Below are 24,042 nucleotides of genomic sequence, written 5' to 3'. Positions count from 1 at the left end.
TTCGCCGGCCTAGGCCGCAGCGGTATCCGCCGGCGTGGAGGCAGGCAGCGCCGACGCCACGATGCCATGCAACTGCGCGGCCAGCGCCTTGCGGTCGCTGCCCGGCGCCACCGCGATCGGGGCGTGGAAGGTCACACGGACCACGGCGCCGGACAGGCGCAGGAAGTGCGCGACGTGCGCACCGGCCTGCATCTCGCCGTAGAAGGCATAGGCATCGCGATCGCCGCCCTGCGCGATGGGCTGCCCGTCGACGCTGCGCACCTCCAGGGTGAACGGCTGCAGGGTCCATTGCCGGGCGCCGGGTTCGGCGCTGAGGAACAGCGAGAACAGGCTGGACTTGAACGGTGCCACCCGTTCGCCGGAGGAGGTGGTGCCTTCGGCGAACAGCACCACGTCGTGATCCGGGCGCAGCTGCGCGGCCACGGCGGCGGCCACCGCGGCCGCATCCTGGCGGCGCCGGCTGATGAACACGGTCTGCGCCAGCGCGCCGATATGGCGCATGCCAGGCCAGCGCTCCATGTCGTTCTTGGCGATGAAGCGCGCGCGCAGCAGGCTGCCCAGCACCACGATGTCGAAGTGGGAGACGTGGTTGCCGACGAACAGCGTCCCGCCTGTATCGCGCGGCGCGCCCACCACCTCGACGCGGATGCCCAGGGCGCGCCGCAGGCAGCCGAACCACAGCCGCGGCAGCACGAACGCACCGCGGCCGCGGGTGAGGCGCATCAACAGCCACTGCGGCGGTATCAGCAGCAGGCTGGCGACCACGCAGATGGCGATGCGGACGATGCTGCGCAGGCGGCCGACGAGGGCGCCTGCGGCGGGGCGGGGCGGAGCGGCGGCGGGCATGGGCGGCAGTGGCTGGGGAAGATGGTCGGCGCGCGCTCGCGCGCCCGCGGCGATGGTAGCCGAGCCTGGCGTCTTCGGCAGCGCTGCAAGCGACTGTCCTCAAGTCCCGTTGGCTAGGCTCCGATTGCTCGCTGCGCCACCGGCCTCGCTGCAGATGCGCTGGGCGTGGGTCGAGCCGTCGCATCGTGGCGCCACGAAGATCAGGCGTGTGCCGATTGGTCCTGGTCGCGGTACGCACAACCATGGCACCGCACGCCGGCACCGCGCTGGCAGATGCAGGTCCTTCCACCAACCTCAGGAGTTCATGCCATGTCGTATCCCGTCTGGAAGAAGATCCGCGCCGAACGTCTCGACGATCCAACCAACTGGGCGCGGACTTACACCCGCTATCTGCATAGCCATGCGGAGGAAACCCAATTCAAGGTCGACATCGTCGCCGCGGCGGCGACCGAGACGGGGGACAACAACCCGCAGCACTACCGGCTGTCCTACGGCCCCAGCTCCAATGCGCAACCCGCCGACGCGCGCGCGATCTGATGTGCGCTGCGTGAGCCGCGACGAGGCGTTACCGAGAGCGTCCGTCGCGGCATGCCTCGCCACGTCGTAGCAAGAGCGAGTGACGCGATGCGACCTGACGCAGCGGCCGGGACCGGTGCAGCTTGCAAGCTCAGTGCGTGCTGTCGGCCTGCTTGCAATCCGCAGTCTGCGACGTCGCGAAGGACGTGAGGATCCACGCACCGGCGGGGCGTGTCTCGACGCTGTAGAGCCAGGATTGCCTCACGCCGCCGATGCAACTGGCGATGGCGATGCTGTCGTCTGGCGTGCCCTGGTCGGGTAGCGGCAGCGGTTCGGGCGCGCGGGTCTGAACGCCGTGCAGCGTCCTCGCGTAGGTCAGGACGATGGGGCCGAGACGGTCAAGATTCCCCATGCTCATCACGTCTTTGCGTGTCCTTTGCTGCGCCAGCCAGTCGCGCACCTGCCGCCACTCGGGCGTGCCCGGGGCGTAGGTGCTGGTACTGGACACGCGCAGGCTGTCCGGCACGTCCGGCGCGGCGTGCACCGCCAGCGGCAGCAGGGCGAGCAGCAGCGGGCCCATGACCCATCCGGCGCTCCGGGCGTGTCTCCGACTGTTCCCGACAGGACCACCGTTGCGCCTGTGCATCCGCCCGCTCCTTGCTGGTTGCCGATGGCGCGACGATAGCACCATCGGCGGCCCTGTCTGCGCGTTGCGCGGGGCGTGCCGGCCGCGCTTGCGCTCAGCGCTTGCCTGGTTGATCGGTCAATGACGCTTGCAGCGCGGTGGCCAAGGCGGCGTCGCCGCTGACCAGCGCGCTCCAGCGCAATTCCAGGCCTTTGCGCCGGCCCTTTTCGGTGAGCTTCAGGCCGTCCGGGTCCACGGTCAGGGTGTATTGAACGCCGTCGATGTCCAGTTCGCGGCGCAAGGTTTTTCGAGCGGGGTCATGCGGCGGCTCCCGTTTTCACGATGCGGCGAGGGTAGCCGGGCGAAGGTGATGGCAGGTTCTGCAGGCGCGCCGGATGAAAACGCTCAAGATCGCCACCTACAACGTCAACGGCATCCGCAGCCGCTTGCCGCAGCTGCTGCAGTGGCTGCAGCGCGAGGCGCCGGACATCGTCGGGCTGCAGGAGCTCAAGAGCGTGGATGCGGGCTTTCCCCTCGCCGAGCTGCATGCCGCCGGCTACGGCGCGGTGTGGATGGGCCAGTCGAGCTGGAACGGCGTCGCGCTGCTGGCCAAGGGCTGCGACCCGGTGGAGAGCCGGCGCGGGCTGCCCGGCGATCCGCGTGATACCCAAAGCCGCTACATCGAGGCGATGGCGCACGGCGTGCTGGTCGGCTGCCTGTACCTGCCCAACGGCAATCCGCGCCCCGGCCCGAAGTTCGACTACAAGCTGGACTGGTTCGCGCGGCTGCGGCGGCATGCACAGCAGTTGGTGGCGCTGCCGCATCCGGTGGCCCTGATCGGCGACTTCAACGTGGTGCCCACCGATGCGGACATCTACAACCCGGCGTCCTGGCGACGCGATGCGCTGCTGCAACCGGAAAGCCGCCAGGCCTATGCCGAGCTGCTGGCGCAGGGCTGGACCGACAGTCTGCGCGAGGTGCACGGCGAGCGCCGCGTGTACACGTTCTGGGATTATTTTCGCCAGCACTGGCAGCGCGATGCCGGGCTGCGCATCGATCACCTGCTGCTGAATCCGCCGCTGGCCGCACGCCTGCGCGACGCCGGCGTGGACCGCTGGGTGCGCGACCTGCCGCACGCCAGCGACCATGCGCCGACCTGGGTCACGCTGGGCGCAGCATCGGCCCGCAGTGCAGCCGTGGCGTCGGCCAAGCCGAGGCGCGGTGACGCGGGCGCTGAAGGAAGCACGAAGGGCGGCAAGGCGACGAAGACCACCCGCACCTCCGCATCTGGCACGACGTCGTTGCCGAAGAAGGCAGCAGCGAGAACCAAGGACAAGACGACGGCCAGGACCAAGGCGAAGTCGACGACGCCAGCGCAGGCAACAAAGAAGACACGCGCAACAAAGACGACAACCGCGAAGACCCCGAAAGCGCGCACGCCGCGCGCTAGCCCCCCGGTGCCGCCGACGTCCTCGCGCGGTGGCAAACGCCGCAAACCCTCCCTTCTCCCGCCGGGAGAAGGTGGCGCGTAGCGCCGGATGAGGGTGCGGCGAAGCGGGGAAGAGGCTGATCCCTTGCTGTCGCCGCGTCCCCGCTGGCTTGTCTTACTTCAACATCTCGGTAAACGCGCGATCGGCCTCGATCACGTCCGGCAGCGCGGCGAACAGCGCGTCCAGGTCCACGTCGTCCATCAGCGGGCCGGTCACCGCCTGCCGCGCCTGGTCATTGGCGCCGCCATGGCGCTCCAGCGCGTCGGCGACCAGCGCCGCCTGGGCGACGAGCTTCGGCATCGGCTCGCCTTCCGGCGCCTGCAGCGGCCGCGCCTGGAAGGCGATGGCGGTCTGGATCACCTGCGGCAACTGCCAGCGCCGCGCCAGCTCGGCGCCCACTTCCGGGTAGCCGAAGCCCAGTTGCACGGTCTCGTCGGCAGCGCGGCCGCTGGAGGAGGCGTCCGGATGCAGTTGCGCGGCGTAGTCGGGCGCGCCGGTCTGGATCAGCAGTTCGCCGATGTTGTGCATCATCCCGCAGGTGAAGGCGGTCTCCGCGTCCAGGCCCTTCTGCCGCGCCAGCAGCCGGCACACGCCGGCCACTTCGAAGCTGTGCAGCCAGAACGCGCGCAGGTCGAAATGCGCCGGCGCATGGAACGCGCCGGTCACCGAGGAGGCCAGCACCAGGGTGCGCAAGGTGTTGAAGCCCAGGCGCAGCGCCGCGTCTTCCACCGTGGTGGAGTCGCGCGCGCCGCGGAAGCGCGCCGAGTTGGCCAGCCGCAGTACCTTGGCCGCGATCACCGGGTCCCGTTCGATGTTGCGCGCCACCGCGTCCAGGCTGGTGCCCGGCGCATCGAACTGCAGGATCAGGTCCTGCGCCACCTGGGGAATGGTCGGCAGGGTGTGCAACTGGTCGAACAGCGCCTCTAGCTTCATGGGGGACCCTCGGAATGGAACGGGGGGCGGGCAGGGCCGGTAGCCGGTCGTGCCGCCACGGTGGCGGAATGCGCGCATCCTACCGATTCGCGATGCACGGCGTGTGGACTGCAGGCGCTGCGGCGGTGGCCGTGTCCATGCGCCACGGTGTGGTGCGCGGCACTCGGCGCCACGCCCGAGGCCGGCGCCGGCTCAGCCGCCGGCGCGCACGCGCAGGGTCAGGCCCTTGAGGAAGTTGCGCAGCAACTGGTCGCCGCACAGGCGGAAATTCTTGTGCTCCGGCTGCCGGAACAGCGCCGACAGTTCCGGCTTGGAGACCGGGAAACCCGCCGCGTCGAAGATCTGGTGCATGTCCACGTCCTTGAGCTGGAACGCCACGCGCAGCTTCTTCAGCACCACGTTGTTGGTGATGCGCGCTTCCACCGGGCGCGGCGGCAGGCTCTCGTCGCGGCCGCGGTAGTGGAACACCAGTCCGTCCAGCACATGCGCCAGCACCGCGTCGCTGCATTCGACGAAGCCCTCTTCGTCCTCCTTCTTCAGCCACGCCGGGATCTGCGCCTTGTCGATCGGGAACGCGGGATCGGCGAGGTGCGCCAGATCGATGATCTTCTGGTCGCTCAGGTCGAGCATGTAGCGGATGGAACGCAGGATGTCGTTGTTGAGCATGGCAGGTGCGGGAGTGCCGGGAGGCCCGGCGAGGGGCGCTAGTCTAGGCGCTGGCCCGCATCGGCGCGTAGACCGCGCAGCCCCAGGCCATGGCTGCGGTTCACCGAGGGTGTGCACGCGACGCGGTTGCATCCGTTCGCGCATGCGCCATCATCGGCGCATGGACCATTCGATTCCCAAGCCGAGCGCGGTGGCCGCGCTCAATCCGCGCCAGGAGCAGTTGGTGGCGCTGGTGCGCCAGCAGGGCTATGCCGAGGTGGAAGGGCTGGCGGCGCGTTTCGAGGTGACGCCGCAGACCATCCGCCGCGACCTGACCCTGCTATGCGAGGCCGGCGTGCTGCGCCGCTACCACGGGGGGGTGAGCCTGCCGTCGAGCGTGGAGAACCTCGCCTATGCGGCGCGCAAGTCGCTGCAGGCGCAGGAGAAGCGGCGCATCGCCACGCTGCTGGCGCAGCACATTCCCGACGACGCCTCGCTGTTCATCAACATCGGCACCACCAACGAGGACGTGGCGCGCGCGCTGATGGGCCACAGCGGCCTGCGCGTGATCACCAACAACCTCAACGTCGCGGTGATGATGAGCGCCAATCCCAGCTTCGAGGTGATGGTGGCCGGCGGGCGCGTGCGCGGCCGCGACCAGGGCGTCACCGGCGAGGCGACCATCGAACTGATCCGCCAGTTCAAGGTGGACTTCGGCGTGATCGGCATTTCCGGCATCGATCCCGACGGCACCCTGCTGGATTTCGACTTCCACGAGGTACGGGTGGCGCAGGCGATCATCGAGCACTCGCGGCAGGTGTTCCTGGCCGCCGACCACAGCAAGCTGGGCCGCAACGCGATGGTGCGGCTGGGGCCGATCGGGCGGGTGCATGCCTGGTTCACCGACCGCGCGCCGCCGGCCGAACTGGCCGCGGTGCTGGACGCGGCCGGCACCCGCGTGTTCGTCGCCGACGGCACTGCCGCCGATCCGGGTGCGCCGGCGCTGGACACGGCTGCGGATTGAGTGGGGCCGACCCTGGCTCCAACGTCAGGATGGCAGGTTGGAGTCGGTGTTCGAATTGTTTCGTTAATGTTGCGTGATGTGGCGGGTTCGGCACGCCACGGCGGTGCCGTATGCCTGGCTGGCTGTCTCAAGCCTGAGCCGCAGGGGCTTCTAGCCGGTTTCTAGAGCGCGGTTGACGTCACGCTGCACTGCAGCGTGATATGTTCGGAAATGTTCGTTTACGATCTTTTCGCCCTCAGTCCTGCGCTCGGCCCCTGTCGCCGAGCCGGACACGACACTTCCGGAGTCGGCTATGCGTGAGACCTACGATGTGCTGGTGGTCGGTGGCGGCATCAACGGCGTGGGCATCGCCCGCGACGCGGTGGGCCGCGGCCTGTCGGTGTGCCTGTGCGAGCGCGACGACCTAGCCGCGCATACCTCCAGCGCCAGCACCAAGCTGATCCACGGCGGCCTGCGCTACCTGGAGCAGTACGAGTTCGCCCTGGTCGGCAAGGCCCTGGCCGAGCGCGAGGTGCTGCTGCGGCTGGCCCCGCACATCATCTGGCCGCTGCGCTTCCTGCTGCCGCACCAGCCGCACCTGCGCCCGGCGTGGATGATCCGCACCGGCCTGTTCCTGTACGACCACCTCGGCCGCGGCCGCCGCACCCTGCCGGGTTCGCGGCGCCTGGCGCTGCGCACGCATCCGGTGGGCGCGCCGCTGCGCGAGGAGTTCCGTACCGGCTTCGTCTATTCCGATGCCTGGGTGCAGGACGCGCGGCTGGTGGTGCTCAATGCGATGGACGCCGCGCAGCGCGGCGCGCGCATCCTCACCCGCACCCGCTGCGTCGGCGCGCGCCGCGTCGACGGCCTGTGGCAGGTCCAGCTGCAGCACGCCGACGGCCGCCGCGAGGAACTGCGCGCGCGTTCGCTGGTCAATGCCGCCGGGCCGTGGGCGGTGCAGTTCCTGGACGAGGTGGCGCACGTCGGCCACGACCACGCGCTGCGCCTGGTCAAGGGCAGCCACATCGTGGTGCCGCGGCTGTTCGAGCACGACCACGCCTACATCTTCCAGCAGCCGGACCGGCGCATCGTCTTCGCCATTCCCTACGAGCAGGACTACACCCTGATCGGCACCACCGACGTCGACTACCGTGCCGATCCGGCCGCGCCGCGCATCGACGGCGAGGAGACGCGCTATCTGTGCGAGGCGGCCAACCGCTACTTCCGCAAGCAGATCGTTCCCGAGGACGTGGTGTGGAGCTACAGCGGCGTGCGCCCGCTGCTCGACGACGAGGAGGACAACGCCGCCGAGGTCACCCGCGACTACCTGCTGGAACTGGACACGCGCGACGGCGCGGCGCTGCTCAACGTGTTCGGCGGCAAGCTCACCACCTACCGCAAGCTGGCCGAGGAGGCGGTGGACCGGCTGACCGCGCATGCCGGGCGCAAGGCGCCGGCCTGGACCGCACATGGCGCGCCGCTGCCCGGCGGCGAGCGCAACGACATCGCCACGCTGGCACGCGAACTGCGCGCGGCGCGGCCGTGGTTGGCCGAGGCCACCGCACAGCGGTTGGCGCGCAATTACGGCACCCGCGCGGAAACGCTGCTGGGCGACGCCGCTTCGCTGCAGGACCTGGGCCAGCACTTCGGCGCCGACCTGTACCAGGCCGAGGTCGACTACCTGCGCCAGCACGAGTGGGTGGTGGACGCCGAGGACCTGCTGTGGCGGCGCAGCAAGCTCGGCCTGCGCGTGGACAACGCCGACCGCCAGCGCCTGGTCGCCTATCTGCAACAGGCCCCGGCCACGCTGGCCGCGGCACCGGCTTGACGAAAACGCTGCCGCCGGCCCGGTTCGGGTCGCGGCGGCGCGTGCACAATCGCGCTGCGCCCGGCCCCCGCCGCGGCGCACGAACCTGGACGCAACCGTGGAGGGTGGCAGGCATGGGTGGATCGACAGCGGCAACGACGGCAGGCCGGGAGGCACGGGCATGAACCGGCAACTGATAGGCGAACTGATTTCCGAGGCGATCGCGATGCTGATCATCATCGCCTTCGGCTGCTCGGTGGCGTGCATGTACGTGCTCTACGACCCCAGCCCCTACCAGCACGCCTATTGGGGCGTGTGCATCGCCTGGGGCCTGGCGGTGACCATCGCCATCTACGTCACCGGCTCGGTGTCCGGCACCCACGCCAATCCGGCGGTGACGCTTGCATTGGCGCTGTACCGCGGCTTTCCCTGGCCCAAGGTGCTGCCGTACTGGGTCGCGCAGGTGATCGGCGCATTCCTCGGCGCGTGGATCGTCTACCTGCTGTTCGCGCCGGTGATCGACCACTACAACCAGGCCCAGCATCTCACCCGCGCCGGTGGCGGCGCGGCCGGGGTGTTCTTCACCGCGCCGGGCCTGGCGATCACGCCGATGCACGCGCTGCGCGACCAGGTGATCCTGACCGCGTTCCTGATCTTCGGCATCTTCGCCATCACCGAGCGCTACAACGAGGCCGCGCCCACCGCCAACTCCGGTGCGTTGATCATCGGCCTGCTGGTGGCCACCATCGGCGCCTCGATGGGCTACCTGGAGGCCTGGGCGATCAATCCGGCCCGCGACTTCGGTCCGCGCCTGTTCGCCTACGTCGCCGGCTGGGGCTCCTCGGCGCTGCCGTCGGCCGACAACTACTGGTGGATCCCGATCGTCGGCCCGTTGATCGGCGGTGTGATCGGTGGCGCCGCCTACCAGCTGTTGATCTATCCGTTCCTGCCGGCACGGGTGAAGGCGCTGGAAGAAGAACAGGCCGCCGCGCGCCGCGGCTAGCGCCGGCTGCACGTTCGTTTCCGCGCGCGGCGTGCGCGCCTCCCTCTTCCCCGTTGGCGCCGCGCCCGTGCGCGCGGCGTGCATCCCGCAGGAGTCTCCGATGGAAAAGCAGTTCATCCTGGCCATCGACCAGGGCACCACCAGTTCGCGCGCGATCCTGTTCGACCGCGCCGGCCGCAGCGTCGGCATGGCCCAGCGCGAGTTCTCGCAGATCTTCCCGCAGCCGGGCTGGGTCGAGCACAACCCGCGCGAGATCATGACCAGCGTCTACACCACGATCACCGAGCTGCTCAACAACCACCAGGTGGACGCCAGCGCGATCGCCGGCATCGGCATCACCAACCAGCGCGAGACCGCGGTGGTGTGGGACCGCGCCACCGGCCAGCCGATCTACAACGCGATCGTCTGGCAGTCGCGGCAGACCAAGGACATCTGCGACCAGCTCAAGGCCGATGGCCACGAGGACATGGTGCGAGCCAAGACCGGCCTGCTGATCGATGCGTATTTCTCCGGGACCAAGGTCAAGTGGATCCTCGACCACGTCGAGGGCGCGCGCGAGCGCGCGCAGCGTGGCGAACTGGCCTTCGGCACCATCGACAGCTGGCTGATCTGGAACCTCACCGGTGGCAAGGTGCATGTCACCGACTACACCAACGCCTCGCGCACGCTGCTGTACAACATCCACGAACTGCGTTGGGACGAAGAGCTGCTGCAGATGCTCGACATCCCCGCCTCGATGCTGCCGGAGGTGCGCTCGTCCAGCGAGATCTACGGCAACACCCAGGGTCAGTATTTCTACGGCCACGCGGTGCCGATCGCGGGCATCGCCGGCGACCAGCAGGCGGCGCTGTTCGGCCAGGCCTGCTTCGAACCGGGCATGGCCAAGAACACCTACGGCACCGGCTGTTTCATGCTGATGAACACCGGCGAGAAAGCGGTGGCCTCGAAGAGTGGCCTGCTCACCACCATCGCCTGGGGCGTGGACGGCAAGGTCGAGTATGCGCTGGAAGGCGCGATCTTCGTCGCCGGCTCGGTGGTGCAGTGGCTGCGCGACGGCCTGCGCATGCTCGGCAAGGCCAGCGATTCGCAGGCCTATGCCGAACGTGCCGGCGACAACGACGGCGTGTACATCGTGCCGGCCTTCGTCGGCCTGGGCGCGCCGTACTGGCGCAGCGACATCCGCGGTGCGGTGTTCGGCCTGACCCGCGGCACCACCAAGGAACACTTCATCCGCGCTGCACTCGAATCGATGGCGTACCAAACCCGCGACGTGCTGACCGCGATGCAGGTCGATTCGGGCATCGAACTGAAGGAACTGCGCGCCGACGGCGGCGCCATCGCCAACGACTTCATGGCGCAGTTCCAGAGCGACATCCTGGACGTGCCGGTGCTGCGCCCGGAGGTGGCCGAGACCACCGCGTTGGGGGCGGCCTACCTGGCCGGCCTGGCCACCGGCTTCTGGAAGAACCGTGCCGAGATCGCCCAGCAGTGGGCGGTGGACCGCCGTTTCGAGCCGGACATGCCGGCCGAGCGCCGCGAAGCCCTGTACGCCGGCTGGCAGCAGGCAGTGGAGGCGACGATGGGGTTCCGGGTTCGCTGAGGCGATCGCCGCGCGAAACACGTAGGAGCGGTTTCAACCGCGACCGGGCGTTCCTGGGAAGGCCTGGTCGCGGCTGAAGCCGCTCCTACGCGGTGGATTCTCTTGCGTCCGTCGGCAGCAAGGCCGCGTCATCGTTCGTGCTGTCGCTAACGTGGCAGCCGCTGCATGCATTTTGTAGGAGCGGCTTCAGCCGCGACGCGCGTTCCCGCGAAAGCCGGGTCGCCGTCCGTCAATCGCGAGGGTCGCCATTCCCGCAACCGTCTCTCGCATTGCAATCCGCGCGGCGACGGTTCAAACGTACTGCGTCGGTCCGCGCGGGCCCGGCACCGGGGAATCCACGCCGCCGACCGGGTCCTGGATCGGCGGGATGGTCGGATCGGTCGGCTTGTCGGGGATCGGGTCGATCGGGCGGTCCGGGGTCGGGTCCACGCCGGGGTTCGGTACCTGGCCCGGCACCTCGTTCGGTGGCTGCTGCGGATCCTGGCCGGGATTGGGACTCTGCATATGCATGGGCGTCTCCTTGCGATGAGTCGCCAGCGTGCGCGCTGCGCCGACGCGTGCGGGTGAAGCGCAGGGCAACGGCGGATGAAGGGCGGGCCGATCCGCGCGCCCGATGATCGCGGTAGGCAACGCACGCCGCTGGCGCGGACTCCGGCGCTCCGGCATGCTGATGCCGATGCACCGCTACGACCTGGTCATCTTCGACTTCGACGGCACCCTGGCCGACTCCTTCCCCTGGTTCCTGGCGACCATCAACGGCGTTGCCGACGAATTCGGCTTCCGCCGCTTCGACGTCGAGCGGCTGGAGGAAATCCGCAGCCTGAGCGCGCGCGAACTGATGGCGCGCAGCGGCCTGCGCTGGTGGCGGGTGCCGGCGGTGGCGCGGCGCATGCGCACCCTGATGAGCGAACAGATCGAGCGCATCGCGCTGTTCGATGGCGTGGCCGACCTGCTCGCGCAGTTGGCGCAGGCCGGCGTGCAGCTGGCGCTGGTCACGTCCAACAGCCGCGCCAACGTCGAGCGCGTGCTCGGTCCCACGCTGCTCGCGCAGTTCCGCGACGTGCGCTGCGGTGCGGCGGTGCTGGGCAAGCGGCGCAAACTGCGCGCCAGCCTGCGCGCCTGCGGCGTTCCCGCCGCGCGGGCGCTGTGCGTGGGCGACGAGATCCGCGATGCCGAGGCCGCGCGGCAGGCCGGCATCGCCTTCGCCGGCGTCGCCTGGGGCTATACCTTGCCGGCCGCCTTGCAACCGCAGACGCCGCTGCCCTTGCTGCAGCGGCCGGACGCGCTGTCGGCGCTGGTGCTGTCGTCCGAACGCCGAGAGGGTGATTGCTGCGCTGCAGGTTGATTGTTCACTTGTGATTGCTATATTCATAGGCGAACAGTCGCGGCGCCCGTTGCCATCCTGGGCGTGCATGCTGCGGCCTTAACTCATCGCGCCCGATCCCGGGCAGAGGCGTGCCATGCGCAACCCCAGCAGCTACCGTCCCTCGCGCGTCCGTGGGCGATCCGCTGTGGCTGTCATGCCGGGCGTGCGCGCATGGCGCTGAACGCTGCCGCCGCCGACGCCTTGGCGCCGCGCCCGCTGGGCACCAGCGGCGTGCACCTGTCCACGCTGGGCTTCGGTGCCGCGCCGATCGGCAATCTGTACGCCGAGGTGGACGACACGGTGGCGCTGGCCGCGGTGGCCGACGCCTATGCCGCCGGCATCCGCCATTTCGATACCGCGCCGTACTACGGCTATGGGCTGAGCGAGCAGCGCCTGGGGCAGGGCCTACGCGGGCTGCCGCGCGCCAGCTACACGCTCTCGACCAAGGTCGGGCGCTGCGTCTACGACGATGCCGCGGCGGCGCCGGGGCGCGAGGGCTTCGCCGTGGCCGGGCGCCGCGCCGAATTCGACTACAGCCGCGACGGCGTGCTGCGTGCCTTCGAGAGCAGCCTGCAGCGGCTCGGCACCGATCACATCGACGTGCTGCTGCTGCACGACATCGGCCGCCTGACCCACGCCGAGCGCCATCCGGCGATGCTGCGGCAGGCGCTGGACGAGGCCTTGCCGACGATGGCCGCGCTCAAGGCGCAGGGCGCGTGCCGGGCGATCGGCATCGGTGTCAACGAGGAGGACGTGGCGGTGGAACTGATGCCGCTGTTCCCGCTCGACTGCGTGATGCTCGCCGGCCGCTACACCCTGCTCGAACAGCATGCCGCGCAGCGGATCATGGCGCAGGCGCTGCAGCGGCAGGTCGGCATCCTGGTCGCCGGGCCGTACAGCTCCGGGCTGCTGAGCGACGCGCGCGGACCGGGCGATACCTACAACTACGCGCCGGTGGATCCGGCCACGCTGCAGCACGCGCAGCGCCTGTTCGCGGCCTGCGCGGCGCACGGTGTCGACGTGGGCGCGGCGGCGCTGCAGTTTCCGCTGGCCCATCCGGCGGTGAGCACGGTGGTCGCCGGCATGCGCACGCCGGCGGAAGTGGCCAGCGCCGCCACACGTCTGCGCGCGTCGATTCCCGCTGCGTTGTGGCAACAGTTCCGCGACGACGGCCTGCTGCGCGCGCCGGTGCCGACGCCGTGAACGCGATCGACGCCCATGTGCATTTCTGGCGCCTGGCGCGTGGCGACTATGCCTGGCTGACCCCTGACCTGGGCTTGCTGTACCGCGACTACCTGCCCGAGGACCTGGCCGCGACGCTGGACGCGCAGGGCGTGACCGCGCTGGTGGCGGTGCAGGCAGCGCAGAGCGAGGCGGAAACGCGCTACCTGCTGCAGCTGGCGCGCGCCGAGCCGCGCATCGCTGGCGTGGTCGGCTGGCTGGATTTCGAGGCGGCCGACGTCGCCGCGCGCATCGCCGCGCTGTGCGCCGAAGGCGCAGGCCTGCTCAAGGGGCTGCGGCCGATGGTGCAGGATCTGGCCGATCCGCAGTGGCTGGCGCGTTCGCAGCTGGACGCGGCCTTCGATGCGCTGCTGCAGCACGACCTGGTCTTCGACGCGCTGGTGCGGCCGCTGCACCTGCCGGCGTTGCTGGCGCGGTTGCAGCGTCATCCGCAGTTGCGCGTGGTGCTGGATCACGCCGGCAAGCCGGCCATCGGCGCTGCCGGCTTCCAGGCCTGGGCCGACGGCCTCGCGCACCTGGCGCAGTACCCCAACGTGGTGTGCAAGCTGTCCGGCCTGCTCACCGAACTGCCGGCCGACGCCGCCATCGACGATCCCGCGCTTGCCCCCTACGTGGCGCACCTGTTCGCCTGCTTCGGCGCGCAGCGGCTGCTGTGGGGCAGCGACTGGCCGGTGCTCACCCAGCGTACCGACTACGCCGCCTGGATGGCGCTGGCGCAGGCCTGGGTCGCGCAGCATGCCGCCGGCGCCGCCGAGGCGGTGTTCGCCGGCAATGCGCGGCGCGTCTATCGCCTGTCCGATCCGATTGCTTTCCCCCCGACCTGGAGTTCCGCCCCATGACCACGTTCGTGTCCATTTCCGGGAGCCGCGCATGAGCGGCCGTCTGCAAGGCAAGCGCTGCCTGATCACCGCCGCCGGCGCCGGCATCGGCCGCGAGAGCGCACTGGCCTGCGCGCGCGAAGGCGCGCAGGTGCTGGCGACCGACATCGACGCCGCCGCGCTGCAGGCCCTGGCCGCCGAGTCCGATGGCATCGTCACGCAGACCCTGGATGTCACCGATGCCGCCGCGATCCAGGCGCTGGTGGCGGCGCAGCCGACCTTCGACGTGCTGTTCAACTGCGCCGGTTACGTGCACCAGGGCAGCATCCTCGACTGCGACACGCCGGCCTGGAAGCGCTCGTTCGCGATCAACGTCGATGCGATGTACTACCTGTGCCAGGCGGTGCTGCCGGGCATGCTCGCGCAGGGCCGCGGCAGCATCGTCAACATGTCCTCGGTGGCGTCCAGCATCAAGGGCGTGCCCAACCGCTTCGCCTATGGCGTGACCAAGGCGGCGGTGATCGGCCTGAGCAAGGCCATCGCTGCCGACTACGTGGCCAAGGGCATCCGCTGCAACGCGATCTGCCCCGGCACGATCAAGACGCCGTCGCTGGGCGAGCGAGTCAAGGCGCTGGGCGGCGACGAGCAGGCGGTGTGGAAGAGCTTCACCGACCGCCAGCCGATGGGCCGCCTCGGCGACCCGCGCGAGATCGCGCAGCTGGTGGTGTACCTGGCTTCGGACGAATCCTCGTTCACCACCGGCCAGACCCACATCATCGACGGCGGCTGGTCGAACTGACCGCGCCATCCCATTTCCGACAGAGGATTTCCCCCATGAAACTGCTGCGTTACGGCGAACCTGGCCACGAACGCCCGGCCCTGCTCGATGCCGACGGCCACCTGCGCGATCTCTCGGCGGTGATCGACGACGTCGCCGGCGAACACCTCACCGCTGCCGGCCTGGCTAGGCTGCGCGCGCTCGATCCGGCCACGCTGCCGCAGGTGGACGGCGAGGTGCGCTACGGCGCGGCCGTGGGCCGCGTCGGCAAGTTCATCTGCGTCGGGCTGAACTATGCCGACCACGCCGCCGAGTCGGGCATGGCGGTGCCGGAGATGCCGGTGTTGTTCATGAAGGCCACCAGCGCGATCAGCGGCCCCAACGACACGGTGACGATCCCGCGCGGTTCGCTCAAGACCGACTGGGAAGTGGAGCTGGGCGTGGTGATCGGCGATACCGCGCGCGACGTGTCGGTGGAGGACGCGCTGTCGCACGTCGCCGGCTATGCGGTGATCAACGATCTGTCCGAGCGCGCGTTCCAGCTCGAGCATGGCGGGCAGTGGGTGAAGGGCAAGAGCTGCGACGGCTTCGGCCCGATCGGCCCATGGCTGGTCACCGCCGACGAGGTGCCGGATCCGCAGAACCTGTCGATGTGGCTGGAGGTCAATGGCCATCGCTACCAGAACGGCAGCACCCGCACGATGGTGTTCGGCGTGGCCGAGTTGGTCAGCCACATCAGCCGCTACATGACCCTGCTGCCGGGCGACGTGATCAGCACCGGCACGCCGCCGGGCGTGGGCCTGGGGCAGAAGCCGCAGGTGTACCTGAAGCCGGGCGACGTGATGCGGCTGGGCATCGAAGGCCTGGGCGAGCAACGCCAGGCCGTGGTCGCGCATCCGCGCGACGCGCAGTAGCTGCACGACGCGAGAGAAAAAGCCCCTCTCCCTCCGGGAGAGGGGTTGGGGTGAGGGTAGGGGCGAAGCCACCTCGCCATGCATCCCGGTGTGGCTTTCGCTCGCGCGTGAGCGGTCCCGCTGCTTGCTCCTAGCTTCGTTCTTGTTTTGCTGGGGCGGCTGCAGTTGTGCACTCCCGCACCCTCACCCCAACCCCTCTCCCGGGGGGAGAGGGGCTGTTTCACCGCTTTTTTGACTTTCCCACCGCCTCACCGACCAGGATCCCCATGAGCAAAATCGTCGCGCTCGAGACCTTCGACGTCCGTTTCCCCACCTCGCGCGAACTCGACGGTTCCGATGCGATGAATCCGGATCCGGATTATTCGGCCGCCTATCTGCGCCTGCGCACCGATGCCGACGATGGTCTCGCCGGCTACGGCCTGGCCTTCACCATCGGCCGCGGCAACGACGTGCAGAGCGCGGCGGTGGCGGCACTGGCGCACCACGTGGTCGACCGCGACGTGGAGGCGGTGATCGGCGACCTGGGCGGTTTCGCGCGCAGCCTCACCGACGACTCGCAACTGCGCTGGCTGGGCCCGGAAAAGGGTGTGATGCACATGGCCATCGGCGCCGTGGTCAACGCCGCCTGGGACATGGCCGCGCGCCGCGCCGGCAAGCCGCTGTGGCGCTTCATCGCCGAGCTGTCGCCGGAGCAACTGGTGGACGCGATCGACTTCCGCTACCTCAGCGACGCGCTGACCCCGGACGAGGCGCTGGCCATGTTGCGCGACGCCGAACCGCTGCGCGCCGAGCGCATCCAGACCCTGCTCGACCAGGGCTATCCGGCCTACACCACCTCGCCCGGCTGGCTCGGCTATTCCGACGAGAAGCTGGTGCGCCTGGCCAAGGAAGCGGTGGCCGACGGCTTTCGCACGATCAAGCTCAAGGTCGGCGCCAACGTGGAGGACGACATCCGCCGTTGCCGCCTGGCGCGCGCAGCGATCGGCCCGGACATCGCCATGGCGGTGGACGCCAACCAGCGCTGGGACGTGGGCCCGGCGATCGCCTGGATGCGCCAGCTGGCCGAGTTCGGCATCGCCTGGATCGAGGAGCCGACCAGCCCCGACGATGTGCTCGGCCATGCCGCGATCCGCCGCGGCATCGCGCCGGTGCCGGTCTCCACCGGCGAGCACACCCAGAACCGCGTGGTGTTCAAGCAGTTGCTGCAGGCCGGCGCGGTGGACCTGATCCAGATCGATGCCGCGCGCGTGGGCGGCGTCAACGAGAACCTGGCGATCCTGCTGCTGGCAGCCAAGTTCGGCGTGCGCGTGTTCCCGCATGCCGGCGGCGTGGGCTTGTGCGAACTGGTGCAGCACCTGGCGATGGCCGATTTCGTCGCCATCACCGGCAAGATGGAAGACCGCGCGATCGAGTTCGTCGACCACCTGCACCAGCACTTCGTCGACCCCGTGCGGATCGTGCACGGCCGCTACCTGGCGCCGACGGCGCCGGGCTTCTCGGCCGAGATGCATGCCACTTCGGTCAGCGAGTTCCTGTATCCGGATGGCCCGTTCTGGAGTGCGGATCTGGCGGCGCAGGGCGCCTGAGTTTTGCGGTGTAGGTGCGTTTCCGCTGACGGAAGCGCACCGGCTGCGTTGAAGCGGTCGCGGCTGAAGCCGCTCCTACGTGTGCGATCCGCGCTGCGCCGGCGCTCTCGTAGGAGCGGCTTCAGCCGCGACGAGCGAAGCCGACCAACCCACCGGCCGCAGCAGCCGTCGGGACGGACGTCCCTCTCGCAAACGCCTCAGCCCGTGCTCTTGCGCTCCTGTTCCGCCAACGCCGCCTGCAACGAAAAGATCTGCAGCGCCTCGCGCCATTTCTCGCCGGGCGCCGACCCGGGCAAGGGTTTCTGGAAGCGCCACATCAGCGCTTCCCAGGCCTGCACGCGCGGGTTGGCCGCGTCGGCGGCGGCCTTGGCTGCGGGCGAATAGTCCTCGTCCACTTCCATCAGCATCACCAGGCGGTCGCCGCAGCGGTGGATGTCCAGCTCGCGGATACCGGCGGCACGCAGCGAGGCGACGATCTCCGGCCAGACGGTGTCGGGACGGTGCCAGCGTTCGTATTCGGCGATCAGCGCCGGGTCGTCGTGCAGGTCCAGCAGGTAGCAGTGGCGCGGCATGGCTCAGGCTCCGCGGGCAGAGGGGAGGGACGCCACGCGGTGTCGCGCCGCATGCAGCGCGAAACCGAGGATCACCGCGAAGCCGAGCGCCGGCACCGTGATCGCCCAGTGGATGCCGGCATGGTCGGACACCGCACCCATCACCGCGGTCAGCGCGGCGCCGCCGATGATCGCCATGACGATCAGCGAGGCGCCCAGCTTGCGCGCGTCGTCGTCCAGCCCGTCCAGGCCCAGGGCGAAGATGGTCGGGAACATCACCGACATGAACAGGCTGCTGGCGACCAGTGCATACAGGCCGATCCAGCCCGGTAGCGCCACCGCCACCGCGCACAGCAGCAGGTTGAGCAGGGCGAACACGCCGAGCAGCCGCGCTGGCGGCAGGAAGCGCAGCAGCGCGGTGCCGATGAAGCGGCCGGCCATGAACAGCACCAGCGAGACGGTGAGGAAATCGGCGGCGGTCTTCTCCGGAGTGCCGGGCACGCCGTCCTGCAGATAGCGGATCAGGTAGCTCCAGATGCCGACCTGGGCGCCGACGTAGAAGAACTGCGCGATCACCGCGAACACGAAGCGGCGGTTGCGCCGCAACTGGCCGAAGCCGCCGGCGTGGGCGCCGTCGCCCCCGGCGCGGGTGGCCGGGAAGCGGGTCAGCCCGATCAGCAGCGCCCACAGCAGCACCACCGCGCCGATGATCAGATACGGCGTCTGCACCGCCAGCGACTCGGCAGAGAAAAAGGCCTCGCGCGCGGCCGGCGCCATCGCGGCCAGTTCCTGCGGGGTGTGCTCCACGCCGGACAGGATGAAGTGCTGGCCGACCAGAATGCCGGTGATCGAGCCCAGCGGATTGAACGCCTGCGCCAGGTTCAGCCGCCGCGCCGCGCCCTCGGCAGGGCCGAGCACGGTGACCAGCGGGTTGGCGGTGGTTTCCAGGAACGCCAGGCCGCTGGCGATGACGAACAGCGCCAGCAGGAACAGCCAGTAGGTGTGCACCTGCGCGGCGGGGTAGAACAGGAACGCGCCGACCGCGTACAGCAGCAGGCCCAGCACCACCGCGGCCTTGTAGCTGTAGCGGCGCATGAACATCGCCGCCGGGATCGCGAACACGAAGTAGCCCAGGTAGAACGCGCTCTGCACCAGCCCGGCCTGCAGGTCGGTCAGTTCGAAGGCTTTTTTGAACTGCTTGATCAGGATGTCGTTGAGGTTGTTCGCCATGCCCCACAGAAAGAACAGGCTGACGATCAGGACCAACGGCGCGAGCGCGGTCCGGGTGAGACTGGCGGGCGCCGGCGTGGCGCGTTCGCTGCTGTAGTGCATTGCCGCCTACCCCTCCCAAGGTGTGCCGCGTCGCGTTCGGATTGTCGGCGGAGCGTACTGCGCCGGCGAGTGCCATGCAAATATAAAATTTGAGTTCATATTTGCATGGTGCGGCCGCCGACCGAAGCAGCGCGGCGCCAGCGGTGCGAGCCAGTGCGGCGTCCCTGTACCCTAGTCCTCTTCACCAGCTACCGGGTCCTCGACGGAATGACCACCCCTTTGCCCAAGTACCGTGCGCCCGCCCTGGACAAGGGACTGGACATCCTGGAGCTGCTGGCGCGCGATGCGCGGCCGATGAGCATGGGCGAGATCTCGCAGGGCATCGGCCGTTCGCGCGGCGAGATCTTCCGCATGCTGCAGGTGCTGGAAGAGCGCGGCTACCTGACCCGGGCTGCGGGCGAGGGCGGCTACACGCTGACCAACCGCCTGTTCATGCTCGGCATGCAGCAGCCGCGGGTGCAGAACGTCACCGAAGTGGCGCTGCCGGTGATGCGCGCGCTGGCCGACGCGATCCGCCAGCCCTGCCACCTGGTGGCGCCGTCGGACGACCAGATCGTGGTCATCGCGCAGATGGACGTGCCCAGCGACCTGGGATTGGTGGTGCGTCCCGGCCACCGCCGTCCGTTCGCGCACTCCACCTCCGGCCTGGTGCTGTTCGCGTTCCAGCCGGCCGACGCGCAGGCGCAGTTGCTGCAACGCCTGGACGCCAGCGAGGTGGCGTACGACCGCGCCGCGTTCCTGGCCGCGGCGCAGGAGGTACGCGCCCTGGGCTACAGCATCCATCCCAGCGAGGCGGTGGTCGGGGTGATCGACCTGACCGCACCGATCCTGCAACACGGCATCGCCCGCTACACCCTGACCGTGCCCTTCATCGAACGCCGCCCGCAACCGATCGACGCGCAGGCGGCGATGCGCGCGGTCTGCGATGCCGCGGCGCAGATCAGTGCGGCGTTGGCGTAGGCGTCGCGCTCCTTGCGATCTATCCACCTCCGACGGCAAGCGTATTGACACTGAAATGGCGGGCTTTGAAATGCCCCACTTTGGGGGCAAACCACGGCCTGCGATCTTGTCTGTACCACTCGCGTTGCCGGTGAGTATTTTGAAGCAAGGGGTTACTGTGGGCACTACGGCATCTTGGTCATCAGCGGCGCTGGCAGCACTGGCGCCTAACAGTTCATCCAAGCGGACCCGTTGATGAGGCCGCTCGATTCAAGCGTTAGACATCAACATGGATCAACGGAAGCTCGTTTTATACCTTGAGGCTCCGTTTGCTGCGTATGACGCGACTCTCGCACCACCGCGAGATGTCGTTCTTGCTGGCTTGAGTACAATCTGGCCTTCTGATTACTGGGCAGGACTCGCTATAGGTTGGCTTGAACAAGGGGCGCCAATCGACAGTGAAATAGCTCAGGTGCTCGATGCCACAGTCAAGAGACCCTTCTCGCAAAGTGTTCGCCATCGAGCATTCGCACTGGCTAGACGCTGGCGTCGAGCGCACAATCTCTAGCAATTCGTTCAAAGTGGACGTGCGTACCTTGCGCCGTGTTGGCGAGTGCTTCTGATGTGGACGTCCGGGATGATCCTGCTCTCGACCGCTGAGCTGTCTGCGACGTGCGGCGCGCAGGAAGCGTTCTGACTGACGTATCGCCACCCGTGTGTTGACCATGCGATGCGTGCTCATGCCGCTGTTTTCGTGCCGCGCGTGCCTGGCAAAGCCCAAGGCTGCGCTGTACGCCCGCATGTGCAGCACTCCGCTGGAATGCGCGCCCATGGTGCGCGTGACGCGATCCCCAGCCTGATCACGCACTCGCCGCTCGCGGGCGCAAAGCGTTGACCATCGCGCCGCGGCTGCGCAGCCTGCACGGAACACGGCGACACGGGCACACGGCATGGCGCGGCGGTTTCCCTGGAGTTGGTTGGCGCTGCTGGCGGCCTGCGCGTTGGTGCTGGTGCTGGCTTGGCAGAACCGCGGCTTGCGCGAGGAACGGCGCTGGTTCGTCACCCGCACCACCGAGCCGTATCTGGGCATGTACGTGCCGCGCATCGATGTCGCCGCGGTCGATGGCACGCCGCTGACGCTCGGCGTGCCGACCGTCGAGCGTCAGGTGCTGTTCTTTTTCACCACCACCTGCCCGTACTGCAAGCGCTCGGCGCCGCACGTGGTGCAGGCGGCGCAGCGTCTGGCCACGCAGCAACCGGGCGTGCAGGTACTGGGCGTGTGCCACTGCAGCCCTGAGCAGGCGCGGCGCTACGCCGCCGAACACGGTTTCACGTTTCCGGTGACCACGTTGACCGATCGCCGCGCGCTGATGCTGTTCCGCGCGCGCAACGTGCCGACGCTGCTGGCGCTGGACCGCGAGGGACGCGTGCGCTACGCGCGTGTCGGCGTCTTCGATACCACGGAGCGGATGCAGGACCTGATGGCCGCAGTGCGCAGCACGGATGTGCCGCCGGCCTTGGCAACCATCGAGGAGTAAGCTATGAAACAGCGTTGGACAGCGTTACGCAACGGGATGCTTGCGGCCGTGTTCCTGGCCAGCATGGGCTTCGGCGCGGTGCAGGCGACCGCCGGCGAGGGCATCGAGAAGGAGGCGGCCTGCAGCGCCTGGGCCTGCCAGCAGGAGTGCGCACCGTTCGGTGGCGAACTGGGGCCGGGCGGACCCGGAAAGCCGTTGGTCTGCTACTGCTGCGGCTGAGCAATCCCGGAGCCGGTCGCGTCAGGCCGGCTCCGGAATCGGGGATGCGATGGCGGCGATCACGGAGCGCAGTGAGCGTCGGCCGCGTTGCGACGCCGTCATCACCCTGCCGACCTGCACGGCACGCCTGGTGCGTGCGATCGCGCCCTGCGTCACCGCCAGCTTCCGACGATTCACGCAGGTTTGCGCGGCGGCTGGGCATGGTGGAACGCAGACCAACCAGGAGCGTTCCATGACCTCACCTTTTCACCCCGTCCGCCTGTCACTGCTTGCAGCCCTCACCACCATCGCGCTGAGCGGTTGCGGCAAGCCCGGCGACCAGGCCTCGCGTACTGCACCGGCCACCTCGCCGGAGCCCACCGCCGCGCCGGTCGGCGGCGAAAGCGGTCGCGCACCGATCGGCGGGGACGCTTCGGCCAAGGCGATGCTGCAGGTGCTGGAGGGCAACGTGGTGGCGCTGTCGAAGCAGGCGCTGGCGCGCAACGTCAGCAAGACCGTGGCCGACTTCGCCCGCGAGACCATCGCCGTGCATCACGACGCCGACCCGGCCACGGCCGGCAAGGGCGGCCCCGGCGATGCCGAGAAGATCGCCGCGCAGGTGGCCAAGGGCCGCGCGCAGTTGCAGGCGCTGGGCGACGAGAAGGACAACTCCGCCTACATGAATGCCTACGCGGCGGCCGTGGTGCGGCAGTACTCCGACGCGCTGTCGGTGATCGATGCCGAACTGGTGCCGGCGGCCAAGGAAGACGCCACACGCCAGGAACTGCAGCAGGCGCGCAAGCGCATCGCCGAGCAACTGGAGCGCGCGCAGGCGCTGGCCTCGGCCCGCTACTGAGCGCATCGCCTCTCTCCCGTTGGGGCGACAGGGTGCGGCCTGCGCGCCACTGGCGCGCGCACCCTGGAGCGCCCGCGCCGCAAGCGCGGGCCGGGGCGCGGGGCGGGGGTTGGGGTGAGGGTGCGGCGCGAAGCGACGAGCAGCGTTGGGGCCTCGGGAATCGGTGACACGCCCTAGCCGTTGGCGGCGACCGCGTGCGGCGCCGGCCGCTCCTCGCGCCCATCCGGATGTCGCGCGAAGCGGGTCGGGTCGCTGCCGTGCACCGGCGCCTCGTCCTGCCATGGCCAGCCGCCGAACTGGGTGCGGCGATAGTCGGCCATGGCCTGGGCGATCTCGGCCTGGGTATTCATCACGAACGGACCGTGTTGCGCCACCGGTTCGGCGATCGGTCGGCCTTGCAGCACCAGGAACTCGCTCGCCTCGCCGTCGCCACTGACCAACTCGACCGCCTGATCGGCGTGCAACTCGATCGCCGCGTGGCGGGTCACCGGGCGTCCGCCCACCGTCACCGCTGTGCCCTTGAAGAAATACAGACTGCGGCGCGTGCCGCGGCCTTGCGCGGCGGGCAGGATCCAGCGTGCGCCGGGTGCCATGCGGATCGTCCAGATGGCCACATCGGCATCGTCCTGCGCGGCCCACGAATCCGGTGGCGGCGCGAGCGGGCCGCCGGCGCTGCCGGGCGCGGCGTCGACCGGACCGATGCGACCGGCCACGCAGGCCACCTCGGTGGTGCGGCCGGCGTCGTCGGTGGCAGTGAAGCGCGGCAGGTCTTCCGACCAGAACATGGTGAAGTGCGGCGCGGCCAGCTTGTTGCGCGCCGGCAGGTTGAGCCAGATCTGGAACAGTTCCAGCGGGTTGGGCGCCGCCGTGTCCAGCAGCGGGAACATCTCCGAATGGACGATGCCCGCGCCGGCCGTCACCCATTGCACGTCGCCAGCGCCGAAGCGCGCCGCCGCACCGAGCGAGTCGGCATGGTCGATCAGGCCCTTGCGCACGATGGTCACGGTCTCGAAGCCGCGGTGCGGATGACCGGGAAAGCCGGGAATCTCCTCGCCGTGATACATGCTCCAGCCGTCCTTGCGGCTGAAGTCCTGGCCGATGGCGCGGCCGTGCAGGGACGCCGCCGGCCCCATCGCGCCGTTGCCGGCGGGGTAGGCATCGTCGTGGTAGACGCAGAACAGGAACGGGTCGATCGTGTCCCAAGGGAAGCCAAGCGGCTTGATCTGGACGATGGGGTCGGTCATGGAAAGATCCTTCGTGCGAACGCCGCCCGAGGATGGGTGCGGCAATCTTCACGATATGGGGCGGTGCCGAGGGAACGGAAGGCCGGTCCGAAGGACATCCTGTCCCGCACGGGAAACGCTGGGATGCGCACCTGCCGCTTCCATGGCGATGGCGCAGGCGCGGTGACCGGCCCCGGTGGGTGCGCCGATCGAGCGAACCCGGCAGTCAGCGG

Annotated in this window: 25 protein-coding genes; 16 read left to right on the top strand and 9 right to left on the bottom strand. The window is 69.4% G+C overall.

The window, feature by feature from the left end; genetic code table 11:
- Positions 1-9: 9 nt before the first annotated feature.
- Positions 10-846 (bottom strand): lysophospholipid acyltransferase family protein, encoded by an 837-nt coding sequence (locus GGR66_RS04510; protein ID WP_255421568.1) that lies wholly within the window; start codon positions 844-846, stop codon positions 10-12.
- Between the two features lie 309 nt (positions 847-1,155).
- On the opposite strand from GGR66_RS04510, the gene GGR66_RS04505 reads away from it, so the two are divergent.
- Positions 1,156-1,383, top strand: a complete 228-nt coding sequence (locus GGR66_RS04505; RefSeq protein ID WP_160970180.1) for a hypothetical protein — start codon at positions 1,156-1,158, stop codon at positions 1,381-1,383.
- 130 nt (positions 1,384-1,513) lie between these two features.
- On the opposite strand, the gene GGR66_RS04500 is transcribed toward GGR66_RS04505, so the two are convergent.
- Both GGR66_RS04500 and GGR66_RS04495 read right to left on the bottom strand, forming a co-directional pair.
- On the bottom strand, positions 1,514-1,942 hold the full coding sequence (locus tag GGR66_RS04500) for a hypothetical protein (protein WP_184447356.1): 429 nt from the start codon (positions 1,940-1,942) through the stop codon (positions 1,514-1,516).
- 160 nt (positions 1,943-2,102) lie between these two features.
- Positions 2,103-2,288 (bottom strand): hypothetical protein, encoded by a 186-nt coding sequence (locus GGR66_RS04495; RefSeq protein ID WP_184447355.1) that lies wholly within the window; start codon positions 2,286-2,288, stop codon positions 2,103-2,105.
- Positions 2,289-2,382: 94 nt separating this feature from the next.
- On the opposite strand from GGR66_RS04495, the gene GGR66_RS04490 reads away from it, so the two are divergent.
- On the top strand, positions 2,383-3,519 hold the full coding sequence (locus GGR66_RS04490; protein WP_184447354.1) for an exodeoxyribonuclease III: 1,137 nt from the start codon (positions 2,383-2,385) through the stop codon (positions 3,517-3,519).
- Positions 3,520-3,591: 72 nt separating this feature from the next.
- On the opposite strand, the gene GGR66_RS04485 is transcribed toward GGR66_RS04490, so the two are convergent.
- Positions 3,592-4,410: an HDOD domain-containing protein gene (locus tag GGR66_RS04485; protein WP_184447353.1), complete on the bottom strand. Its 819-nt coding sequence runs from the start codon at positions 4,408-4,410 to the stop codon at positions 3,592-3,594.
- Positions 4,411-4,602: 192 nt separating this feature from the next.
- Positions 4,603-5,076: a DUF1456 family protein gene (locus GGR66_RS04480; protein ID WP_184447352.1), complete on the bottom strand. Its 474-nt coding sequence runs from the start codon at positions 5,074-5,076 to the stop codon at positions 4,603-4,605.
- A 142-nt stretch (positions 5,077-5,218) separates the two neighbouring features.
- Between GGR66_RS04480 and GGR66_RS04475 the strand changes: the two genes are divergently transcribed.
- From GGR66_RS04475 to glpK, 4 genes are all read left to right on the top strand, one after another.
- Entirely contained in the window at positions 5,219-6,079 is an 861-nt protein-coding gene (locus GGR66_RS04475) for a DeoR family transcriptional regulator (protein WP_326520924.1), read from the top strand.
- A 292-nt stretch (positions 6,080-6,371) separates the two neighbouring features.
- The gene (glpD, locus tag GGR66_RS04470; RefSeq protein WP_184447350.1) at positions 6,372-7,886 is read left to right on the top strand and encodes a glycerol-3-phosphate dehydrogenase; all 1,515 of its coding nucleotides are present in this window, start codon (positions 6,372-6,374) and stop codon (positions 7,884-7,886) included.
- Positions 7,887-8,046: 160 nt separating this feature from the next.
- Positions 8,047-8,868, top strand: a complete 822-nt coding sequence (locus GGR66_RS04465; protein ID WP_160970195.1) for an MIP/aquaporin family protein — start codon at positions 8,047-8,049, stop codon at positions 8,866-8,868.
- 100 nt (positions 8,869-8,968) lie between these two features.
- Positions 8,969-10,468 (top strand): glycerol kinase GlpK, encoded by a 1,500-nt coding sequence (glpK, locus tag GGR66_RS04460; protein WP_160970197.1) that lies wholly within the window; start codon positions 8,969-8,971, stop codon positions 10,466-10,468.
- Positions 10,469-10,759: 291 nt separating this feature from the next.
- Here the strand turns inward: glpK and GGR66_RS04455 are convergent, their stop codons facing one another.
- Entirely contained in the window at positions 10,760-10,978 is a 219-nt protein-coding gene (locus GGR66_RS04455; protein ID WP_160970199.1) for a hypothetical protein, read from the bottom strand.
- 154 nt (positions 10,979-11,132) lie between these two features.
- On the opposite strand from GGR66_RS04455, the gene GGR66_RS04450 reads away from it, so the two are divergent.
- The 6 genes from GGR66_RS04450 to GGR66_RS04425 all read left to right on the top strand — a co-directional run bounded on the left by GGR66_RS04450 (position 11,133) and on the right by GGR66_RS04425 (position 17,172).
- Positions 11,133-11,813, top strand: a complete 681-nt coding sequence (locus GGR66_RS04450; protein WP_255421567.1) for an HAD-IA family hydrolase — start codon at positions 11,133-11,135, stop codon at positions 11,811-11,813.
- Positions 11,814-12,005: 192 nt separating this feature from the next.
- Positions 12,006-13,037: an aldo/keto reductase gene (locus GGR66_RS04445; RefSeq protein ID WP_184447349.1), complete on the top strand. Its 1,032-nt coding sequence runs from the start codon at positions 12,006-12,008 to the stop codon at positions 13,035-13,037.
- Positions 13,034-13,915, top strand: coding sequence for an amidohydrolase family protein (locus GGR66_RS04440; RefSeq protein ID WP_184447348.1), 882 nt, complete (start codon positions 13,034-13,036; stop codon positions 13,913-13,915). Before GGR66_RS04445 ends, GGR66_RS04440 begins: the two co-directional genes overlap by 4 nt.
- Before the next feature lie 31 nt (positions 13,916-13,946).
- Entirely contained in the window at positions 13,947-14,693 is a 747-nt protein-coding gene (locus tag GGR66_RS04435; RefSeq protein ID WP_184447347.1) for an SDR family oxidoreductase, read from the top strand.
- A 35-nt stretch (positions 14,694-14,728) separates the two neighbouring features.
- Positions 14,729-15,586 (top strand): fumarylacetoacetate hydrolase family protein, encoded by an 858-nt coding sequence (locus GGR66_RS04430; protein ID WP_160970205.1) that lies wholly within the window; start codon positions 14,729-14,731, stop codon positions 15,584-15,586.
- 266 nt (positions 15,587-15,852) lie between these two features.
- Positions 15,853-17,172, top strand: a complete 1,320-nt coding sequence (locus tag GGR66_RS04425) for an L-fuconate dehydratase (protein WP_184447346.1) — start codon at positions 15,853-15,855, stop codon at positions 17,170-17,172.
- Between the two features lie 197 nt (positions 17,173-17,369).
- Here the strand turns inward: GGR66_RS04425 and GGR66_RS04420 are convergent, their stop codons facing one another.
- A complete protein-coding gene (locus GGR66_RS04420) occupies positions 17,370-17,744 on the bottom strand; it encodes an L-rhamnose mutarotase (protein ID WP_184447345.1) in 375 nt (124 codons plus the stop codon).
- Between the two features lie 3 nt (positions 17,745-17,747).
- Complete coding sequence (gene fucP, locus GGR66_RS04415) at positions 17,748-19,055, bottom strand: L-fucose:H+ symporter permease (protein WP_184447344.1); 1,308 nt, start codon at positions 19,053-19,055, stop codon at positions 17,748-17,750.
- A 207-nt stretch (positions 19,056-19,262) separates the two neighbouring features.
- Between fucP and GGR66_RS04410 the strand changes: the two genes are divergently transcribed.
- The 4 genes from GGR66_RS04410 (at position 19,263) to GGR66_RS04395 (ending at position 22,586) form a co-directional block, all read left to right on the top strand.
- Positions 19,263-20,015, top strand: coding sequence for an IclR family transcriptional regulator (locus GGR66_RS04410; RefSeq protein ID WP_160970209.1), 753 nt, complete (start codon positions 19,263-19,265; stop codon positions 20,013-20,015).
- Positions 20,016-20,971: 956 nt separating this feature from the next.
- Complete coding sequence (locus GGR66_RS04405; RefSeq protein WP_184447472.1) at positions 20,972-21,532, top strand: TlpA disulfide reductase family protein; 561 nt, start codon at positions 20,972-20,974, stop codon at positions 21,530-21,532.
- A 3-nt stretch (positions 21,533-21,535) separates the two neighbouring features.
- Positions 21,536-21,751, top strand: a complete 216-nt coding sequence (locus tag GGR66_RS04400; protein WP_184447343.1) for a hypothetical protein — start codon at positions 21,536-21,538, stop codon at positions 21,749-21,751.
- A gap of 232 nt (positions 21,752-21,983) precedes the next feature.
- Positions 21,984-22,586 (top strand): hypothetical protein, encoded by a 603-nt coding sequence (locus GGR66_RS04395; protein ID WP_184447342.1) that lies wholly within the window; start codon positions 21,984-21,986, stop codon positions 22,584-22,586.
- Between the two features lie 173 nt (positions 22,587-22,759).
- Here the strand turns inward: GGR66_RS04395 and GGR66_RS04390 are convergent, their stop codons facing one another.
- The gene (locus tag GGR66_RS04390; protein ID WP_184447341.1) at positions 22,760-23,830 is read right to left on the bottom strand and encodes a pirin family protein; all 1,071 of its coding nucleotides are present in this window, start codon (positions 23,828-23,830) and stop codon (positions 22,760-22,762) included.
- Between the last annotated feature and the right edge of the window lie 212 nt (positions 23,831-24,042).

Source organism: Xanthomonas sp. 3498, from assembly GCF_014199795.1.
Taxonomy (GTDB): Bacteria; Pseudomonadota; Gammaproteobacteria; order Xanthomonadales; family Xanthomonadaceae; genus Xanthomonas_A; species Xanthomonas_A rydalmerensis.
Note: the sequence above shows the minus strand (reverse complement) of the source record. Positions and strands in the feature narration are given on the sequence as shown.

Excerpts from the sequence above, each read along its gene's own strand:
- GGR66_RS04510 (WP_255421568.1), bottom strand. The coding sequence starts at position 846 with ATGCCCGCCGCCGCTCCGCCCCGCCCCGCCGCAGGCGCCCTCGTCGGC.
- GGR66_RS04505 (WP_160970180.1), top strand. The coding sequence starts at position 1,156 with ATGTCGTATCCCGTCTGGAAGAAGATCCGCGCCGAACGTCTCGACGAT.
- GGR66_RS04500 (WP_184447356.1), bottom strand. The coding sequence starts at position 1,942 with ATGGGCCCGCTGCTGCTCGCCCTGCTGCCGCTGGCGGTGCACGCCGCG.
- GGR66_RS04490 (WP_184447354.1), top strand. The coding sequence starts at position 2,383 with ATGAAAACGCTCAAGATCGCCACCTACAACGTCAACGGCATCCGCAGC.
- GGR66_RS04485 (WP_184447353.1), bottom strand. The coding sequence starts at position 4,410 with ATGAAGCTAGAGGCGCTGTTCGACCAGTTGCACACCCTGCCGACCATT.
- GGR66_RS04480 (WP_184447352.1), bottom strand. The coding sequence starts at position 5,076 with ATGCTCAACAACGACATCCTGCGTTCCATCCGCTACATGCTCGACCTG.
- GGR66_RS04475 (WP_326520924.1), top strand. The coding sequence starts at position 5,219 with ATGCGCCATCATCGGCGCATGGACCATTCGATTCCCAAGCCGAGCGCG.
- glpD (WP_184447350.1), top strand. The coding sequence starts at position 6,372 with ATGCGTGAGACCTACGATGTGCTGGTGGTCGGTGGCGGCATCAACGGC.
- GGR66_RS04465 (WP_160970195.1), top strand. The coding sequence starts at position 8,047 with ATGAACCGGCAACTGATAGGCGAACTGATTTCCGAGGCGATCGCGATG.
- glpK (WP_160970197.1), top strand. The coding sequence starts at position 8,969 with ATGGAAAAGCAGTTCATCCTGGCCATCGACCAGGGCACCACCAGTTCG.
- GGR66_RS04455 (WP_160970199.1), bottom strand. The coding sequence starts at position 10,978 with ATGCATATGCAGAGTCCCAATCCCGGCCAGGATCCGCAGCAGCCACCG.
- GGR66_RS04450 (WP_255421567.1), top strand. The coding sequence starts at position 11,133 with ATGCTGATGCCGATGCACCGCTACGACCTGGTCATCTTCGACTTCGAC.
- GGR66_RS04445 (WP_184447349.1), top strand. The coding sequence starts at position 12,006 with ATGGCGCTGAACGCTGCCGCCGCCGACGCCTTGGCGCCGCGCCCGCTG.
- GGR66_RS04435 (WP_184447347.1), top strand. The coding sequence starts at position 13,947 with ATGAGCGGCCGTCTGCAAGGCAAGCGCTGCCTGATCACCGCCGCCGGC.
- GGR66_RS04430 (WP_160970205.1), top strand. The coding sequence starts at position 14,729 with ATGAAACTGCTGCGTTACGGCGAACCTGGCCACGAACGCCCGGCCCTG.
- GGR66_RS04425 (WP_184447346.1), top strand. The coding sequence starts at position 15,853 with ATGAGCAAAATCGTCGCGCTCGAGACCTTCGACGTCCGTTTCCCCACC.
- GGR66_RS04420 (WP_184447345.1), bottom strand. The coding sequence starts at position 17,744 with ATGCCGCGCCACTGCTACCTGCTGGACCTGCACGACGACCCGGCGCTG.
- fucP (WP_184447344.1), bottom strand. The coding sequence starts at position 19,055 with ATGCACTACAGCAGCGAACGCGCCACGCCGGCGCCCGCCAGTCTCACC.
- GGR66_RS04410 (WP_160970209.1), top strand. The coding sequence starts at position 19,263 with ATGACCACCCCTTTGCCCAAGTACCGTGCGCCCGCCCTGGACAAGGGA.
- GGR66_RS04400 (WP_184447343.1), top strand. The coding sequence starts at position 21,536 with ATGAAACAGCGTTGGACAGCGTTACGCAACGGGATGCTTGCGGCCGTG.
- GGR66_RS04395 (WP_184447342.1), top strand. The coding sequence starts at position 21,984 with ATGACCTCACCTTTTCACCCCGTCCGCCTGTCACTGCTTGCAGCCCTC.
- GGR66_RS04390 (WP_184447341.1), bottom strand. The coding sequence starts at position 23,830 with ATGACCGACCCCATCGTCCAGATCAAGCCGCTTGGCTTCCCTTGGGAC.